Here is a 16,617-nt window from a genome sequence, read left to right as displayed (position 1 = left end):
CGTCGCAATCCACACCGAACCCGGAGGCCCTCCCTCATTCCAAGATCATCCGGCTACGTGTCGAACCGTTCTCAACCTCTCCGGTCAGTACACCTAGGGGACGGCCCTTCGGCCTGTCAGGGCTTGATGACGCATGTCATGGCTGTTTGTCCGGGTGGCGTAAGACCCAAGTCGTACGAACCCGTCATCCTTCAGCCGATGTTCAGCGCCCCCGGAACCGATGAGCTTGAAGCACATTGGAGGGGGCTCGAATGCTACGAACGAAAACCGCGGCGGCGCTGGCCGTCGTGACCGCGTCATCCCTGCTCATCGCACCACAGGCACTGGCGGCACCGGCACAGGAGATCCGGTGGCAGAAGTGCAGTGAGGAGCCAGGCTTCGAAAGGCTGGAGTGCGGCAGCTTCACCGCGCCGATGGACTGGAACAACCCGCGCAACGGCAAGACCATCACCATCGCGGTCAGCCGCACGGTTCCGTTGAACGGCAAGGCGAAGACCGCGGTCTTCACCAACCCCGGCGGGCCAGGCGGTGCCGGGCGCACGTTGCCGCTGGTCTACCTGAACCGGCCGAAGCTCAGCGAGAACGCGGAGATCTACGGCATCGACGTGCGCGGCACCGGTGCCAGCAGCAACGTCACGTGCGGCGGGTTCGACACCCTCGGCGCGACGGACCCGCGAGACCGCAGCAGGGCCAACCTCGACCTGATCTACAGCGGCATGGAGCTGCAGGCGAAGTTCTGCCAGACCAAGTCCGGCGAGCTCGGCAAGTACATCACCACCGACCAGACCGTGCGCGACCTCGACCTGCTCCGCCAGATCCTGGGCCGCAAGAAGGTCGACTGGCTCGGCTACTCCGGCGGCAGCTGGATGGGCGCCTACTACGCCACGTACTTCCCCAAGACGCTCGACAAGATCGTCCTCGACTCCAACACCGAGTTCACCGCGCCGTGGCAGACGGTGTTCGGCGACTTCGGCATGGGCTTCGAGCGGCGATTTCGCGTCGACTTCGCGCCGTGGGTCGCCAAGCACGACGATGTCTACCACCTCGGCAAGACCGGTGAAGAGGTGCGCCAAGCCTACGAGCGGACGCGCGCGAAGCTCGCCCAGCAGCCCGTCACCCTGCCCGAGGGCACGTACTACCCGGTCACGCTGGACCTGGTGCTCGTCCAGGGCCAGTACAGCAAGTACGCGTTCGACGGCGCCGCGCGCAAGCTGGCCGAACTGGCCGGCACGGTGCCGGCGCCGCTGACGGCACAGGCGAGCTACCCGGACGCGGCGAACGCCACGCTGAACTCGATCGTCTGCAACGACACCAAGTTCCGGGGTGACCGCAGGTTCCTGGAACGCGATGCGGCCCAGGACGGCGCGAAGTGGCCGCTGCTGGGCTACTACCAGATCATGGGCGCCTGCGCGTACTGGGACCGGCCGGACGTGAACCTCAAGCGGCCCAACGGGATCGGCGTCGCGCCGACGCTGATGGTGCAGTCCGAACGCGACGCGCCGACGCCGATCGAGGGTGCCCGCAAGGCGCACGCCGGGTTCGCCGGATCACGGATGCTGACCGTGAAGGACGAGGGTGACCACGGCATCTACGGCTTCGACAACGGTTGCGTGAACGACGTCGTCGAGCGCTACCTCGTCGACCGCGTGACGCCGTCCGGAGACCTGTCCTGCGCCGGTGTGCCGCTGCCCGAACCGGGTCAGCAGCAGGCCGGTCCGCTGGAGCAGGCCCGGAAGCTGGCGGTTCAGCTGGGCTGGTGAATCTCCAGCACGGCTCGGGCGAACGTCGTGTACCAGGGGCTTTCGGTGAACCCCGGCCCGGTCTCCTCGCCGAGGTAGAGGTCGATGTGCCTCTCCCCGCCGAGCCCGGGAGTGAACTCGTCGGTGATCTTCCACGACGAGGACGCGAGCTTCTGGCACACGACGGCGTCGACGTTGCCGCCCTCGGGCGTCTGTCCACACGAGACGAGCTTGATCCGTGAGCCCGTCCTCACCCCGTCCGCGGCAGCCGAGACGAAGGGCTGCAACGGCTTGCCGAACGAGTCACGCGGCTCGGTGTCGAGCCAGTAGCCCTTGTCGTGGGACCAGTTGAGGTACCGGCCGTCCACCGTGCGGCCGGTACCCTCGTCCTTCACCGCCTTCGCGAACGACCGCGGGAACGTGCCGAGCACGTCGTCACCGTTCTCGCAGTCGATGTCCGGGCAGCCCCGCACGGGCACCGTCGGTCCACTGTGGAACGACTCGACGGCGGTGTAGTAGACGGTGACCTGCCAGCCCTCGTCGATGTCGCCGGCCGAGGGCGGCCCGACCTGACCGGCAGAGCACCCGGCCAGCAGCAGAACCGCCCACGACCAGCGCACCCGGACCTCCTGTCACCCCGCCATGACGGCGCCGACGGACACGAACCGGTAGCCCGCGTTCTTCAGCCCCGAGACGGTCTGCTGCAGGTACCCGGTACCGAGGTACGGGTGGTAGAAGAAGCTCGCGACACCATCATCGACCACCTTGAGCTGGTTCGCCGTCCTGACCAGGTCGGCCGGCAGGCGAGCCGGGTGGTTGTTGAACGGCTCGGGCTCGACGTTGCCCACCGCTTCCGGCGCCACGATCGAGCCGTAGACGTCGCGGACCAGGTACGGGAAGTACTGGCCGTAGATCTTGTCGTACTGCGGCGTGCCGGTGCCGCACGCTCCACCGGGGCAGTACCCGGCGAAGTACAGGCCGCGGTCGTAGCGCTTGCCGAAGTTCTGCTGGATGACCTGGTAGTCCACGGCGGACGCGGCGTAGTGCGGCGGTTCGAAGATGGCCGGCTTCGCGAAACCTGCCTGCGCGAGCGCGTTCGTCGCCGAGTTGATCCGGCCCTGCATCCACGCCGCCGAGTCACCGGGGACCGGGCCGTCGTAGATGACGCTGTCGTTCTCGTTGACGTGAGCCAGGTAGAACTCGAAGTCGTTGCCGCTGCGGCCGTCGTACGGGTTGACCGCCTTGCCGAACTGGTGCGTGTAGCCGTGCATCAGGATCGTGCCGCCGCGCTGGGTCATGTACCGCAACGCGCTCATGACCTGCGGTTTCTCCGCGAGGTTCGCCGCCTCCGGCACGCCGTTGTTGTCGGCGCCCAGCGGGTTCTCGTAGCGCGGGTAGACCGCGATGGTGAACGGCACGTTCTGCGACCTCAGGTAGTCGGCGATCGCGCGCAGCTCGTTCGGGTCGGCGTCGGGGCCGACGTCCTCGATGCGCACCAGCGCCCGCTTGCGGTCGATCATCGCCGGGTTCGAGACCTTGCTGATCAGGTCCGCCGCGGCCAGGTAGCGATCGCCGTGGTCGACGTAGCTGAACGGGATCTCGCCGATGTAGGTCAGGTTCCTGGCCTTGGTCGCCCAGTTGATCGGGCCCACCGCCGAACCGGTCGCGACGGCCGGCGCCGACGCGATCGCCGGGTCGGTGATCGAGGTGATCATCAGACCGGACGGGGTCGCGAGCGGGTTGCGGCCGAGGTCGGTGTTCTCGTACCGGACGGTGGTCGCGGCACCGGTGTCGTACTGCACCCAGTTCCAGCCGTACGTGGCCTGGAAGCTCGGCGCGCGGGCAGTGAGCTGCCAGATGTTGTGAGCCATCCACAGCACCGGCTTGCTGCCCGCGAGCACGTCGTCGAGGAACGCCACCGGGAGCGGCTCGTCGTAGGTCGAGCCGATGTAGATCACGCCGGTGTAGCCGGACATCTCGCCGGCGGCGTACGAGCCGACCGGGTGCATGACGTACGCGCTGCCGTGCGACGCGAGGTTGCCCGCCTGCACCGCGTAGGCCTCACCCAGCCACGCCCAGGGACCCGTGTTGTCGTACAGGATCAGCGTCTTCTGCGTCGCCTTCGCACCGGGCGCGCCGCCGCCGTTCGTGCCGGCCTGCGTGGAGGACAGTCCGAGTGTTCCCAGGGCCGTCGAGACGACGCCGGGCTGCGTGGTGCGCTTGGCGACGCGAGTGCTCGTCGTGGACGGCTTCTTGGCCGTCAACGGCGGCGCGGGCAGCGCGTTCCCGACGAGCTCGCCGACGGCGTCCAGCTTGAGCGAGAGGGGCGTGGCCTGGGCGGCGGGCGCGGGAACCATCGCGACCGCGAGCGCGACCCCGGCAGCGACCTTGAGCAGTCGGCTTCTCATGCGACATCAACCTCTCCGGACATGCGCACGGTCGCGCTGCCCGCGTAAGGAGCGAACTCGGCGGGTCGCTGCTGTTGCAGGCCCAGCAGCCAGGCCAGGGCCTGTTCGGTGCGCACGGACGCGAGGCCGTCGCCGAACGGGTTGCCGTCGGCGGTCATCGCCTCGCGGGCGGAGGGACTGTCGAGCAGGTGGAGGGTCAGCGCCGTGATGCGCTCGCGGTCGGTGCCGACGAGCACGGCACAGCCCGAGTTGACGGCCTCCATGCGTTCGGTCACGTCCCGCAGCACCAGCGCCGGAACGCCGAACGACGGCGCCTCCTCCTGGATGCCGCCCGAGTCGGACAGCACCAGCGTGCACTGGGCGAGCAGCCGGGCCATCTGCGCGTACGGCAGCGGATCGGTGACCGTGACGCGGGCGACGCCGCCCAGCACGTCCACCACCTGGTCGCGCACAGCGGGATTCGGGTGGGCGGGGAGCACGACTTCGACGTCGGGCCGTTCCCGCACGATGTCCGCGACGGCGTGCAGCACGTGGTCGAGCGGCTCGCCCCACGACTCGCGGCGGTGCGCGGTGACCAGCACGAGCCGCGACTGTCCGCCGTGGACCCGGTTCTCGATCTCCTGCAGCCGGGTGTCGCCGTAGGGCGCCCGGCGGGCGGCGACGTCGAGCACGGCGTCCACCACGGTGTTGCCGATGGTCAGGACGTTGTTGCCCTGCAACGACTCCGCCGCGAGGTGTGCGGCCGAGTCAGCGGTCGGTGTGAGGTGCAGTGACGCGAGCTGGCCGACCATCTTGCGGTTCCCCTCCTCGGGGAACGGCGAGGTGAGGTCGTGCGAGCGCAGCCCGGCTTCCAGGTGCACGACGGGGATCTGCTGCCAGAACGCGGCGAGCGCGCCCGCCAGCGTCGTCGTCGTGTCGCCCTGCACGAGCACCGCGCCCGGTGTGCGTTCGGTGAACAGCCGGTCGAGCTCCTCGATCAGCTGGCTGGTCAGCTCGGCCTGGCCGCCCGTGACTCGGTTCAGCTTGAGCCTGACGTCGGCCGTGAAGCCGAACGACTCCAGCGCCTGGTCGACCATCTCCGGGTGCTGCCCGGAGTTCACGAGCACGGGCCGGAGACGACCGCGCGCGAACATCGCGGCGGCCACGGGCGCCATCTTCACTGCTTCCGGGCGCGTTCCCGCGACCAGGAAAACCTCGGGAACCTCGCCCCGGTAGAACTGTCGAGGGCCAGGCACCAGGGCACTTAGTCCCATCTTTTTACCTCTTTGGACATCCAGGCACGCGCGGCGAACGTGCGCCATCATCGCGGTGGTCGAGCACCGTTGACAATCAATTGGTACCCGCCTCGCAGGGGTACCGCCATATCGGTGATCAGCTTTGCGAACCTCGTGTAACGAAGGTCCATTCGGTCCCGATATGGCCGGTTGAAGCTCTACTCAGCTCGCCCTGGTCTCGCCACGAACAACCTGCTCCTGGCCCTGCCGTCTGGTATCTCGCACCGGCCCAGCGCTTCGTTACCAGGAGCAAGAATGACTCAACTTCACACCCGGTCCGCTGCTGTTGCCCCTGCAACTTCTTTTGTAGACAGGTTTGTGTCATGACACACACGGCACAATTCGCGACGTTCATGCTCGTCCTGCTGGTGTTTTGGCCCGGCTACAACCTGGTGCTCGCACTCTTTGTCTGGTGGCGCCCGAAACCGGGCGGACCGGGAGTTCCCTCGCGGCATCCGCTGCAGTACTGGATCATCATTCCGGCGTTGAACGAGGAACGTGTCGTAGCGACCACCGTGCGTTCCGCACTCGCTTTGGACGGAGCACGCACACCGGTTCAGGTCGTCGTCGTCGACGACGGCTCGGACGACGGCACACCGCGCGTGCTGGCCGAGATCGACGACCACCGGCTGCACGTGCTCAGACGTGACCCGCCGGAAGCCCGGAAGGGCAAGGGCGAGGCGCTCAACCACGCCTTTGGTTACATCCGCGGCATCGCGGAAGAGGCCGGCACGGTCCACCGCACGATCGTCGGCGTGATCGACGGCGACGGCCGCGGCGAGCCCGGCATGCTGTCCGAGATCTCCGCGTACTTCGCGCAACGCGCCGTCGGTGCCGTGCAGTGCCGTGTCCGGATCCACAACCGCACCAACCTGCTGGCGTTCCTGCAGGATCTGGAGTTCAGCTGCGTGGTGGACGCCTCGCAGTCGTTGCGGGACGTCGTCGGCACGGTCGGACTCGGTGGCAACGGCCAGTTCGTGCGCCTCAGGACGTTGATGGACCTGGGCGTGGCGCCGTGGTCGGCCTGCCTGGTCGAGGACCTGGAACTGGGCCTGCGCGTGCACCTGACCGGTCAGCGAATCCGGTACGCCACGCACGCGACGATCACCCAGCAGGGCCTGGTCGACGTGCAACGGCTGCTGCGGCAGCGCACCCGGTGGGGACAGGGCAACCTGCAGTGCCTCGGGTACGTGCCGAAGCTGATCAGGGCCAGGCACGTGGGTTCCGTCGCACTGATGGAGTTCCTGCAGTACCTGCTAACGCCGTGGCTGGTTGCGCCGATGACGTTGCTCGTCACCGCGTTGGTGGGCGTCAACTTCTACGCGCAGTTCACCGGCCTGGAGATCGCCGGATTCACCGCGAGCGGCTCGAACACCCTGCTGGCACTGGGGATCTGGCTGGGCGCCCTGCTGCTGCCCGGCCTGATCTGGGGCCTGGTGCATCGGCTCAGGCACGGCGACGAACCGCTGTGGAGATGCCTGCTCGTCAGCCTGGCCTATCCGCTCTTCCTCATCCTGGGCTCGGTCTCGACGTTGCGCGCGCTGTACCGGCACTTCGCCGGGCGCAACACGTGGGCGAAGACGGAACGCCTGGCGGAGAAGGAAGTTCCGGCGGTGACGGCGAAACGGGTGCCGAAGGTCGCCTAGAAGGTGCCGGGGTGGGCGCGTCTGCGCCGGGCCGCGTAGACGCCCGCCTCGGTGCGGCGGTCGAAACCGAGCTTGTGCAGGAGCGACGACACGTAGTTCTTGACGGTCTTCTCGGCGAGGAACAGGCGGTTCGCGATCTGCCGGTTCGTCATGCCCTCGGCGATGAGGTCGAGGATGCGGCGTTCCTGCGGACTCAACGCGGCATAGCGCGGATCTTCCTCGGGTCCGCCGCGGAGTCGCTGCAGAACGGTGGCCGTGACGCCGGCGTGCAGGAGCGATCCGCCCGAGGCGAGAGTGCGGACGGCGGCCACAAGATCGTTGCCCGACACCTCCTTCAGCATGTAGCCGGACGCGCCGGCCATGATCGCGCCGAACAGCGCCTCGTCGTCCGAATAGGACGTGAGCATCAGGCACGCGGGCGGCGGCTGCACCAGGCTCCTGATCTCCCGGCACACCGTGACGCCGTCGCCGTCGGGCAACCGCACGTCGATGATCGCGACGTCGGGCCTGAGCCGCGTCGCCTGCGCGACCCCGGCCGTGGCGCTGTCCGCCTGGCCGACGACCTTGATGTCCTCCGCCTGCGCCAGCAACTGCACGAGCCCGCGCCGCACGATCTCGTGGTCGTCCACGAGTAGCACCGCTATCGCCATCCCGCCTCCTGCAGCACCAGTGGAACGAACCAGGTGATGCTCACCCCCGCGCCGGGGATCGAGTCGACCGCGCAGTCGCCGTGGTGACGCCGCGCCCGAGCCGCCATGTTCGCCAGTCCGCCGGCGTGGTGGGGCACGCCGCCGGAATCGTCAGCCAACGGCAAGCCTCTGCCGTCGTCCTTGACCATGAGCTCAAGACTCGTCACGGTGCGATCGACGCTCACGGCGACAGCGACGTGCTTCGCTCTCGCGTGGCGTACGACGTTCGTGAGCGCTTCTCGGAGCGTGGCGAGCAAATCAGGCCGAACCTGGTCCGGCACAACGCTGTCCAACGGCCCTTCGAGCGACACGTCCGGCTCGAACCCGAGCAGCCGTGCGGACTCATGTACCGCGTTGAGCAACTGGCCACGCAGGCTCGTGCTTCCGGACGGCGGTTCCTGCAGGGAGAAGATGGTGCGGCGGATCTCGCGGATCGTGTGGTCGACCTCCTCCACGAACCCGCTGATCCGCTCGACGACCTGGGGCTTGCCGCTCATCCCGGTCAGTCCCTGCAGCCCGAGCCCGAGCCCGAACAGCCGCTGGATGACCAGGTCGTGCAGATCCCGCGCGATGCGGTCGCGATCCTCCAGCACCGCGAGCCGCTCGGTGTCACCTCGCGCCCGCGTGAACTCCAGCACCAGCGCGGCCTGCGCGGCGAAGGCCTCGATGAGGTCGGGATCGTCGAAGCTGGGCTCGCCCGCCGGCCGCGCAACGATGAGCACACCGATCGTCCGTTCCCCCACCGTGAGCGGCACGATCGCGCACGCCCCCGGCACCGCGGCCAGGCTGCCCTCGTCGTGGCACTCGCCCTGGCCCGACTCGTAGACCCGGTAGGTGACGCTGCCGTCCTTCGGCACCCGCATGCCCTCGGCGTCGTACGTGCCGCCGTCGGTCACCTCGATGACGAGATCACCGTTCTGATCGGGAAGCACCACTGCCGCGAAGTCGGCGTTCGCTGTCGTGCGCGCGGTCCTCGCCACGAGGTAGAGCGCGTCACGGCCGTTCGTGCCCATCAGCAGGTCGGTGGTCACCTCGGCGGCGGCCCTGAGCCACACCTCACGCTTGCGTGTCTGTTCATAGCGGTCAAGGTGGCCCACGGCGCTACCCGCCGCCGTCGACAGCGCGGTGAGGATGTCGCGGTCCTGAGCGGTGAACTCCTGTTTGCCCGCCAGGAAGAGGTTGCCGAACGTCTCGTCGTGGACCTTGATCGGCGCGCCCAGGAAGTCCGCTACGCCGATCGAGCGCGGATCACCGGACGTGATCTGGACCTGGCCGTCGTGGTGGCCGCCGAACTCGGTGAGCTCCTTGTGGCCGTTGATCACCGCCAACGCGCCGTAGGGAGCCTCGATCAGCTCGCAGGCGGACTCGACGACGTGGCGAAGCAGCTCGGGCAGGGTGTCGTCTTCGGCGAACGACAGCACGACATCCAGCACTCGCTGTTCCGTGCTCACGTTGACGCCCACGGCTTCAACCCTTTGGGGGGATAGAAGTGACACCGTACGAACGACTGAGAGTAACTCCCGAGCGTAGTCAACGGGGAGACCATCACTGCAACAGTGAACTTTGGGGCTACTGAGAGCGGAGGTGCGTGCGATCAGTGCAGGCCGACGGTGAAACCCTCGTCGATCACTCCGCGGTAGATCTGCGGGGCGAACGTGCGGAGCCCGTGGTCGATCGGCCCGATGAACCCGGCCGAGTCCCCGAGCGGCAGCCGGTAGCCGTTCTGCACGCGGTGGAACTCCCACAGGGGCTCCATCGTCGGGTGCGCGGGCCGGAACTGCTGCGGGTCGCGCGGGTGCAGGTCGACGCGCACCAAGGTCCGGCGCACCAGGGCGTCTGCCAGCTGAACTGCGCGTTCCTGGGTTCGGGAGATCGAGATCGCGCCCAGGTCCTGCCAGGCCACCGCCCACGGCATGCCCTGCGGGTCGTCCAGGCGGATGCCCTGCTGCTCGATGACGAGTTTGCGGGGGCGGGAGATGGTCTTCCACTTGACGACGGCCATGACGCCGATGCCGGTGAACGCGATGCCGATGACGGCCGCGATGCTGCCGCCCACCGGTTCGCCGTCCATGAAGGCGGTGACGGCACCGATCAGGGCGAGGATGCCCAGGATTCCGGCGACCGAGCCGCCGATCAGCACCTTGCGGGTGTCGCTCTTGCCGAGGTCGACGATGACGGGTGGAGGTGCTCCCCAAGCGGTCATGACCGCAGGTTACCGCTGATCAACAGCTCCGCCGCGGCGAACGGATCCAGTTCGCCGGACACCACGCGCTTCGCGAGATGGTCCACCGGGCCGAAGCGGGTGCGGACGCGGTCCACGGCGATCGCCTCGATCTCGGCGCCTGCCCTGCGGAGGCGGCGTTCCGCGAGTTCGCCGTGCGAGGCCATCCACGACTGGTGCTCGGCGATCGCCTCGACCACGCGGTCGAGGCCCTCCATGCGGGCGGCCACCGTTTTGACCACCGGTGGGCGCCAGACCGGGCCGGAGCGGTCGCGGCGGCCCAGGGAGATCATGTACTTGAGGTCGCGCGCGGTCTGGTCGGCGCCGTCACGGTCGGCCTTGTTGACGACGAAGACGTCCGCGATCTCCAGGATGCCCGCCTTCGCGGCCTGGATGCCGTCGCCCATGCCTGGCGCCAGCAGGACGATGGTCGTGTCGGCGAGGGCGACGATCTCCACCTCGGACTGACCGACGCCGACCGTCTCCACGAGGATCACGTCGAAACCGGCGGCGTCGAGCACGCGCAACGCCTGCGGGGTGGCCCAGGACAGGCCGCCGAGGTGGCCTCGGGTGGCCATCGAGCGGATGAAGACGCCGGGATCGGTGGCGTGGTCGCCCATCCGCACGCGGTCGCCCAGCAGGGCGCCGCCCGAGAACGGGCTGGACGGGTCGACGGCGATCACGGCGACGCGCTTGCCCTCGGCGCGGAAGGCGCGCACGAGGGCGTTGGTGGAGGTCGACTTGCCCACGCCGGGGGCGCCGGTCAGGCCGATGACCTGGGCGTTGCCGGTGTACGGGGCGAGCGCCGCAGCCACCTCCGGGAGGGCCGAACTCGCCTGTTCCACCAGCGAGATCAGCCTGGCGACCGCGCGCGGTTCGCCGTCACGCGCGCGGTCGACCAGTCCTGCTACGTCAACAGCTGTGGCCACAGCCAAGGACACTAGGCCTTGACGGGCACGCGGATGATCAGAGCGTCGCCCTGACCACCACCACCGCACAGTGCCGCGGCACCCACGCCGCCGCCGCGTCGCTGCAGCTCGAGCGCGAGGTGCAGGGCGATGCGGGCGCCGGACATGCCGATCGGGTGGCCCAGCGCGATGGCGCCGCCGTTGACGTTGACCTTGTCCTCGGAGATTCCGAGCTGACGGGAAGAAACGATGCCGACCGCGGCGAACGCCTCGTTGATCTCGATCAGGTCGAGGTCGGCGGGGTCGATGCCCTCCTTGGCGCACGCGGCCTTGATGGCGTTGGACGGCTGCTCGTGCAGCGAGGCGTCGGGACCCGCGACGACGCCGTGGGCGCCGATCTCCGCGATCCACTCCAGGCCCAGTTCCTCGGCCTTCGCCTTGCTCATCACGACCACGGCGGCCGCGCCGTCGGAGATCTGCGACGCCGAACCCGCGGTGATGGTGCCGTCGGCGGCGAACGCCGGGCGCAGCTTGCCGAGCGAGTCGGCGGTGGTGTCGGCACGCACGCCCTCGTCCGTGCTGAACAGGACCGGGTCGCCCTTGCGCTGCGGGATCGCGACCGGTGCGATCTCGGCCTCGAAGACACCGTTCCCGGCGGCCTTCGCGGCGAGCTGGTGCGAACGCGCGGAGAACGCGTCCTGCTCCTCCCGCGTGACGCCGTAGCGGCCGTTGTACTTCTCGGTCGAGACGCCCATCGCGACCTGGTCGAACGCGCAGAACAGACCGTCGTGCGCCATGTGGTCGACCATCGTCACGTCGCCGTACTTGAACCCGCCGCGCGACTTCGGCAGCAGGTGCGGCGCCTGCGTCATCGACTCCTGGCCACCGGCCACGACGACGTCGAACTCGCCGGCGCGGATCAGCTGGTCGGCCAGCGCGATCGCGTCGATGCCGGACAGGCACACCTTGTTGATCGTCAGCGCGGGCACGCTCATCGGGATGCCCGCGGCCACAGCGGCCTGGCGGGCGGGAATCTGGCCCGCGCCGGCGGTGAGCACCTGACCCATGATCACGTACTGCACCTGCTCGGGGGCCACGCCGGCGCGTTCCAGTGCCGCCTTGATCGCGACGCCACCCAGCTGGGCGCCCGAGAAGTCCTTGAGCGATCCCAGCAGGCGACCCATCGGGGTACGCGCCCCGGCGACGATGACGGAACCGGACACAACTGCCTCCATTGGAAGAGCGAACGGTCGTTAACTAAGAACCATACCTGGGGCTACTGGGCGGTAATCGTGTGAGACCCCGCACAGGAGCACCTGCACCGATCAGGTAGTTACCCTTCCCCGCTATGAACGCAGACCTCGCTCGATTCGTGACCGCGATCGACCACGTGGGCATCGCCGTGCCCGATCTCGACGTCGCCATCGCGTTCTACCGCGACAACTTCGGCCTCGAGGTCGCTCACGAAGAGGTGAACGAGGAGCAGGGCGTGCGTGAGGCGATGCTGCACGCGCCCGGTGACCACGCGGGCACCGCGATCCAGTTGCTGGCCCCGCTGAACGAGGACTCGACGATCGCGAAGTTCATCGGCCGCTCCGGCCCCGGCCTGCAGCAGCTCGCCTACCGGGTGTCCGATGTGGACGTCGCGGCGGACGCGCTGCGGGCGAAGGGCCTGCGGCTGCTCTACGACGCGGCCAGGCGCGGCACGTCCGGCAGCCGGGTCAACTTCGTGCACCCGAAGGACGCGGGCGGCGTGCTCATCGAGCTGGTCGAACCCGCGGCGAAGCACTAGCGACGAGGGCGCTGGCGACGAAGTTCAGTTCGCGGTCGATCGGATCCTCCTCGTCGCTGTGCCTCGCCACCGAGTGCCGGTAGCTGACGGCCAGCGCGAGGAGTGCCGCGGCGGCCTCGACGTCCTTGATCGCGACGGCTGCCCCGCCCGCGGCGAGGATGACCTGTTTGATCTGCGCCGCAACGTTGTCGTAGCGCGCCTGCATCGCGTCGCGCACAGCCGAATGCGTATCCGCTTCACGCCACAACAGGTGTGAGAGCAGCGGCGAGGCGTTCAAGCGCGCGTCAAGAGCGGCCACGAGCCTTCTCAGCGACTCCGCGACGTCTCCCGCGACGACGACCCTGCGGTGATCGACCGTGCTGTCCGGCAACCGCGCGACCAGTGCGGCGAGCAGGTCCTTCTTGCGGTTGAAGTAGTAGTGCACCAGGCCTTTGGGCACGCCGGCGCGCTCGGCGATCCGCGAGGTCGGGGTGGCGTCGAAGCCTCCGTCGGCGAAGAGCTCCTCAGCCGCGGCCAGGATGCGTTCCTTGGCCGAGTCCTCCACGCGTTCCTCCATGGTTGTGTGGGCCCAGAAAGCTCCTGGGCCCACAGGTTTTCCGGCCGATCAGTGCGGTTGCGCCGCGGCCGAGTGCGCGGCGTTCGCGGAGGGCATCGCCAGCGCCCCCGCGGCCACGGTGAGCACGCCACCGACCCAGGAGACCCACGAGGCCGCCATCAGGTCGCTGTAGCTCATCACCCACGGCGAGATGAACAGCAGTGCTCCGAGCACCATCTGCACGTACTCCCCGTAGATCATCGCGGGCCTGGCGAGTTCGACGAGTCCGTCGATCGCGATGAGCGCGCCGAGCACGATCATCGTCCACATGGCCGCGTTAGAGGTGTCCACGACGAGCGGAGACAGCAGCACCAGTACGCCGATCGTCACCTCGGCCCAGTCCTGCCACCTGGTCCACGCCTTGGTCATCGCTGCACCTGTCCTTTCTGGCTACCTCCTCCATTACGGACACGTTTGATGGTCCTCTTGGTTGGCCGCCCGGTCAACATTTCTGGGTGGGATCCCTCACACGCGTGATTCTGGATCGTTTACTGATGAGTAACCTCCGGCAACCTGCGACTATCCCTCACTCGGGAAGGAATGCCGCCGTGCAGAAGATCCTTGACGCGATCCTGGCCGATGAGCTGGGCGCGATCGGTTCGTTGGACGTTCCGGAGAGCTATCGGGGCGTGACAGTGCACGCGGACGAGGCCGACATGTTCTCGGGCCTCGAGACGCGGGACAAAGACCCGCGCAAGTCGCTGCACATCGACGAAGTCGCCACGCCGGAGCTCGGTCCGGGTGAGGCGCTGGTCGCCGTCATGGCGTCCGCGATCAACTACAACACCGTGTGGACCTCGATCTTCGAGCCGGTGTCCACGTTCGGCTTCCTGAAGAAGCTGGGCGGCCGGCACGACCTGCCGTACCACGTCGTGGGATCGGACCTGGCCGGCGTCGTCGTGCGCACCGGTCCCGGCGTCACCGCGTGGAAGCCGGGCGACCGCGTCGTGGCGCACTGCCTGGACGTGCCTCTGGAGGCACCGGACGGCCACAACGACACGATGCTCGACCCGCAGCAGCGGATCTGGGGTTTCGAGACGAACTTCGGTGGCCTCGCGGACCTCGCGCTGGTGAAGTCGAACCAGCTGATGCCGATGCCGAAGCACCTCACGTGGGAGGAGGCGGCGTCGCCCGGTCTGGTGAACTCCACCGCGTACCGGCAGCTCGTGTCGACCAACGGCGCGAACATGAAGCAGGGCGACACCGTGCTGATCTGGGGCGCGTCGGGCGGCCTCGGTTCGTACGCCACGCAGTTCGCGCTGAACGGTGGTGCCACGCCCATCTGCGTCGTCTCGTCGCCGGAGAAGGCGGAGATCGTTCGGTCCATGGGTGCCGATCTGATCATCGATCGTTCCGCCGAGGGCTACAAGTTCTGGAAGAACGAGCACGAGCAGGACCCGCGTGAGTGGAAGCGTTTCGGCGCTCGCATCCGTGAGCTGACGGGCGGCGAGGACCCGGACATCGTGTTCGAGCACCCCGGCCGCGAGACGTTCGGCGCGTCGGTGTTCGTGGCGCGCAAGGGCGGCAAGATCGTCACGTGCGCGTCGACCTCCGGGTACATGCACCAGTACGACAACCGCTACCTGTGGATGAACCTGAAGAGCATCATCTCCTCGCACTTCGCGAACTACCGCGAGGCGTGGGAGGCGAACCGGTTGATCGCAAAGGGAAAGATCCACCCGACAGTGTCCAAGGTGTACTCAATGGACGAAACAGGCCAGGCCGCGCACGACGTGCATCGCAACACGCACCAGGGCAAGGTCGGCGTGCTCTGCCTTGCGCCGGAAGAAGGTCTTGGTGTGCTGGATCACGAACTGCGCGCGAAGCACCTCACGGCTATCAATCGTTTCCGGGGTGTGTGACCTTCCGGGGCTACCCGAACGGGTAGCGTGAGGGGCATGGGCCTCGCCGACGACCGTGACCTCGTCCCACTGGGATCCGGCTTCGACATCGTCAAGCGCGGTTACGACCGCGCTCAGGTCGAGGATCATCTCGAACGCCTCGACTCGGACCTGCGGCTGCTCGCCGCGGACCGCGATGCCGCCGTGTCCCAGACGTCCGACCTGGCGCGCCAGCTGGAAGCCGCACGCTCGGAGATCACCGAGATGCGCAACCAGGTGGAGCGCCTGTCACTGCCGCCGACGACGCTGGAGGGGCTCTCCGAGCGCCTCCAGCGCATGCTGCGGCTGGCCCAGGACGAGGCCAACGAGATCAAGGCCCGCGCCGAAGCCGAGGGCGGGCACATCCGTGCCAAGGCGGAAGCCGACGCGGGTGTGCTGCGCCAGCGCTACGAAACGCTGATCGCCGAACTCGACGAACGCCGCGCGGCCATGGAGGCCGAGCACAAGGGCGTGCTGGAGACCGCGCGCAACGAGGCCGAGAAGATCGTCTCCGAGGCCGAGAGCGCCGCCCGCAAGATCGCCGACGAGTCCGAGCAGCGCCGCGTGACCGTCGAAGAGGACTTCGAGATCGCGATGGCCGCCCGCCGCTCCGAGGCGATGGCGACGCTGGCAGCCCAGGAGGCAGCCTCCAAGAACGAGGCCGACCGCCGCATGCGCGAGGCCGCCGAGGAAGCCGCCCGCGTCCGAGCCGCGATCGCGCAGGAGCAGACCACCTCGAAGGCCGACGCCGAACGCCGCGTCCGCGAGGCCACCGAAGAGGCCAACCGCCGCCGCCACGCCGCGTTCACCGAGGCCACCGCGCGCATCCAGGAAGCGACCGACGAGTCGAACCGCCGCGTGCGCGAGGCCACCGAGGAAGCCAACCGCCGCACCACCGCCGCCACCCAGCGCGTGGAGCAGCTCCGCAACCTCCGCAACCGCCTGTCGCACCAGCTCCACAACGTGCGGACGGCGCTGCAGGAGGTCGTGCCGCTGCTCGACCCGGTGGAGGAGGAGAAGCCGTCCGCGCCCGCTCCTGCCGCGCAGGGTCCGGGCACTCCGGCACAGGGTCCGGGCACTCCCGCACAGCGTTCAGGTGCCCAGGCTCAGGGTTCCGGTTCCCAGGGTTCGAGCGCTCCGGCACAGGCTGCTCCGGCGCAGGGGTCAGGCGCTCCGGCGCAAGGTCCCGAGGCCCAGGCTGCCGCAGCGCAGGGTTCCGGTTCTCCGGCGCAGGCCCAGCCCACGCAGGCTCAGGCCCCGGCTGCCGCTCCTGCGAAGCAGGCCTCCGCGGCTCAGCAGGCCGCGCCGAACAAGCCGGCTCAGGCTCCCCAGCCCAAGGCGCCGCAGGCGCAGACACCTCAGGCTCAGGCACCTCAGCTCGACGGCCCCACGGCGCAGCTCGCGCGCCCGCAGACCGCCAAGAAGTCCTGACGCCGCAAGCTCACGCAGGGGTCCCCCGCCCAGG

At 68.6% G+C, this 16,617-nt stretch carries 15 protein-coding genes; 5 read left to right on the top strand and 10 right to left on the bottom strand.

Translation table 11 applies throughout. The annotated features are described in order from the left end of the window. Positions 1 to 251: 251 nt before the first annotated feature. Positions 252 to 1,760, top strand: a complete 1,509-nt coding sequence (locus IG04_RS0132170; RefSeq protein WP_051771106.1) for an alpha/beta hydrolase — start codon at positions 252 to 254, stop codon at positions 1,758 to 1,760. Here IG04_RS0132170 and IG04_RS0132165 read toward each other — a convergent pair. The 3 genes from IG04_RS0132165 to wecB are packed head-to-tail and all read right to left on the bottom strand — an operon-like array spanning position 1,745 to position 5,382. Continuing rightward, positions 1,745 to 2,359: a hypothetical protein gene (locus tag IG04_RS0132165; RefSeq protein ID WP_051771103.1), complete on the bottom strand. Its 615-nt coding sequence runs from the start codon at positions 2,357 to 2,359 to the stop codon at positions 1,745 to 1,747. The genes IG04_RS0132170 and IG04_RS0132165 overlap by 16 nt on opposite strands. Before the next feature lie 12 nt (positions 2,360 to 2,371). Beyond that, entirely contained in the window at positions 2,372 to 4,147 is a 1,776-nt protein-coding gene (locus tag IG04_RS0132160; protein ID WP_211257848.1) for a DUF2334 domain-containing protein, read from the bottom strand. Further along, the gene (wecB, locus tag IG04_RS0132155) at positions 4,144 to 5,382 is read right to left on the bottom strand and encodes a non-hydrolyzing UDP-N-acetylglucosamine 2-epimerase (RefSeq protein ID WP_036016387.1); all 1,239 of its coding nucleotides are present in this window, start codon (positions 5,380 to 5,382) and stop codon (positions 4,144 to 4,146) included. The genes IG04_RS0132160 and wecB overlap by 4 nt, the downstream gene beginning before the upstream one ends. Before the next feature lie 362 nt (positions 5,383 to 5,744). On the opposite strand from wecB, the gene IG04_RS0132150 reads away from it, so the two are divergent. Next, the gene (locus IG04_RS0132150) at positions 5,745 to 7,067 is read left to right on the top strand and encodes a glycosyltransferase family 2 protein (protein WP_030480496.1); all 1,323 of its coding nucleotides are present in this window, start codon (positions 5,745 to 5,747) and stop codon (positions 7,065 to 7,067) included. Here the strand turns inward: IG04_RS0132150 and IG04_RS0132145 are convergent. The 5 genes from IG04_RS0132145 to IG04_RS0132125 all read right to left on the bottom strand — a co-directional run bounded on the left by IG04_RS0132145 (position 7,064) and on the right by IG04_RS0132125 (position 12,108). Then, positions 7,064 to 7,717: a response regulator gene (locus IG04_RS0132145; RefSeq protein ID WP_030480495.1), complete on the bottom strand. Its 654-nt coding sequence runs from the start codon at positions 7,715 to 7,717 to the stop codon at positions 7,064 to 7,066. The genes IG04_RS0132150 and IG04_RS0132145 overlap by 4 nt on opposite strands. Continuing rightward, positions 7,708 to 9,219 carry a sensor histidine kinase gene (locus IG04_RS0132140; RefSeq protein ID WP_036016386.1) on the bottom strand — a complete coding sequence of 504 codons (1,512 nt, stop codon included), beginning with the start codon at positions 9,217 to 9,219 and terminating at the stop codon, positions 7,708 to 7,710. Before IG04_RS0132140 ends, IG04_RS0132145 begins: the two co-directional genes overlap by 10 nt. Before the next feature lie 131 nt (positions 9,220 to 9,350). Next, entirely contained in the window at positions 9,351 to 9,959 is a 609-nt protein-coding gene (locus IG04_RS43155; protein ID WP_036016385.1) for a hypothetical protein, read from the bottom strand. After that, positions 9,956 to 10,906, bottom strand: coding sequence for a methylmalonyl Co-A mutase-associated GTPase MeaB (gene meaB / locus IG04_RS0132130; protein WP_030480492.1), 951 nt, complete (start codon positions 10,904 to 10,906; stop codon positions 9,956 to 9,958). The genes IG04_RS43155 and meaB overlap by 4 nt, the downstream gene beginning before the upstream one ends. An 11-nt stretch (positions 10,907 to 10,917) precedes the next feature. Beyond that, positions 10,918 to 12,108, bottom strand: coding sequence for an acetyl-CoA C-acetyltransferase (locus tag IG04_RS0132125; protein WP_030480491.1), 1,191 nt, complete (start codon positions 12,106 to 12,108; stop codon positions 10,918 to 10,920). Positions 12,109 to 12,233: 125 nt separating this feature from the next. On the opposite strand from IG04_RS0132125, the gene mce reads away from it, so the two are divergent. Further along, positions 12,234 to 12,677: a methylmalonyl-CoA epimerase gene (gene mce, locus IG04_RS0132120; protein WP_030480490.1), complete on the top strand. Its 444-nt coding sequence runs from the start codon at positions 12,234 to 12,236 to the stop codon at positions 12,675 to 12,677. Here mce and IG04_RS0132115 read toward each other — a convergent pair. Further along, positions 12,643 to 13,233, bottom strand: a complete 591-nt coding sequence (locus IG04_RS0132115; RefSeq protein ID WP_030480489.1) for a TetR/AcrR family transcriptional regulator — start codon at positions 13,231 to 13,233, stop codon at positions 12,643 to 12,645. The genes mce and IG04_RS0132115 overlap by 35 nt on opposite strands. Before the next feature lie 48 nt (positions 13,234 to 13,281). After that, the gene (locus IG04_RS0132110) at positions 13,282 to 13,641 is read right to left on the bottom strand and encodes an SPW repeat protein (RefSeq protein ID WP_030480488.1); all 360 of its coding nucleotides are present in this window, start codon (positions 13,639 to 13,641) and stop codon (positions 13,282 to 13,284) included. A 179-nt stretch (positions 13,642 to 13,820) separates the two neighbouring features. Here IG04_RS0132110 and ccrA point away from each other — a divergent pair, with 179 nt between their 5' ends. Together ccrA and IG04_RS0132100 are read left to right on the top strand one after the other, a co-directional pair. Then, positions 13,821 to 15,134 carry a crotonyl-CoA carboxylase/reductase gene (gene ccrA, locus IG04_RS0132105; RefSeq protein WP_030480487.1) on the top strand — a complete coding sequence of 438 codons (1,314 nt, stop codon included), beginning with the start codon at positions 13,821 to 13,823 and terminating at the stop codon, positions 15,132 to 15,134. A gap of 36 nt (positions 15,135 to 15,170) precedes the next feature. Beyond that, positions 15,171 to 16,583 carry a coiled-coil domain-containing protein gene (locus tag IG04_RS0132100; protein WP_030480486.1) on the top strand — a complete coding sequence of 471 codons (1,413 nt, stop codon included), beginning with the start codon at positions 15,171 to 15,173 and terminating at the stop codon, positions 16,581 to 16,583. Positions 16,584 to 16,617 lie beyond the last annotated feature (34 nt).

The organism is Lentzea albidocapillata, from assembly GCF_000719115.1.
Taxonomy (GTDB): domain Bacteria; phylum Actinomycetota; class Actinomycetes; order Mycobacteriales; family Pseudonocardiaceae; genus Lentzea; species Lentzea albidocapillata.
Note: the sequence above shows the minus strand (reverse complement) of the source record. Positions and strands in the feature narration are given on the sequence as shown.

Coding starts and splice junctions, on each gene's coding strand:
- IG04_RS0132170 (WP_051771106.1), top strand. CDS start 252: ATGCTACGAACGAAAACCGCGGCGGCGCTGGCCGTCGTGACCGCGTCA.
- IG04_RS0132160 (WP_211257848.1), bottom strand. CDS start 4,147: ATGAGAAGCCGACTGCTCAAGGTCGCTGCCGGGGTCGCGCTCGCGGTC.
- IG04_RS0132150 (WP_030480496.1), top strand. CDS start 5,745: ATGACACACACGGCACAATTCGCGACGTTCATGCTCGTCCTGCTGGTG.
- IG04_RS0132145 (WP_030480495.1), bottom strand. CDS start 7,717: ATGGCGATAGCGGTGCTACTCGTGGACGACCACGAGATCGTGCGGCGC.
- IG04_RS43155 (WP_036016385.1), bottom strand. CDS start 9,959: ATGACCGCTTGGGGAGCACCTCCACCCGTCATCGTCGACCTCGGCAAG.
- mce (WP_030480490.1), top strand. CDS start 12,234: ATGAACGCAGACCTCGCTCGATTCGTGACCGCGATCGACCACGTGGGC.
- IG04_RS0132115 (WP_030480489.1), bottom strand. CDS start 13,233: ATGGAGGAACGCGTGGAGGACTCGGCCAAGGAACGCATCCTGGCCGCG.
- IG04_RS0132110 (WP_030480488.1), bottom strand. CDS start 13,641: ATGACCAAGGCGTGGACCAGGTGGCAGGACTGGGCCGAGGTGACGATC.
- IG04_RS0132100 (WP_030480486.1), top strand. CDS start 15,171: ATGGGCCTCGCCGACGACCGTGACCTCGTCCCACTGGGATCCGGCTTC.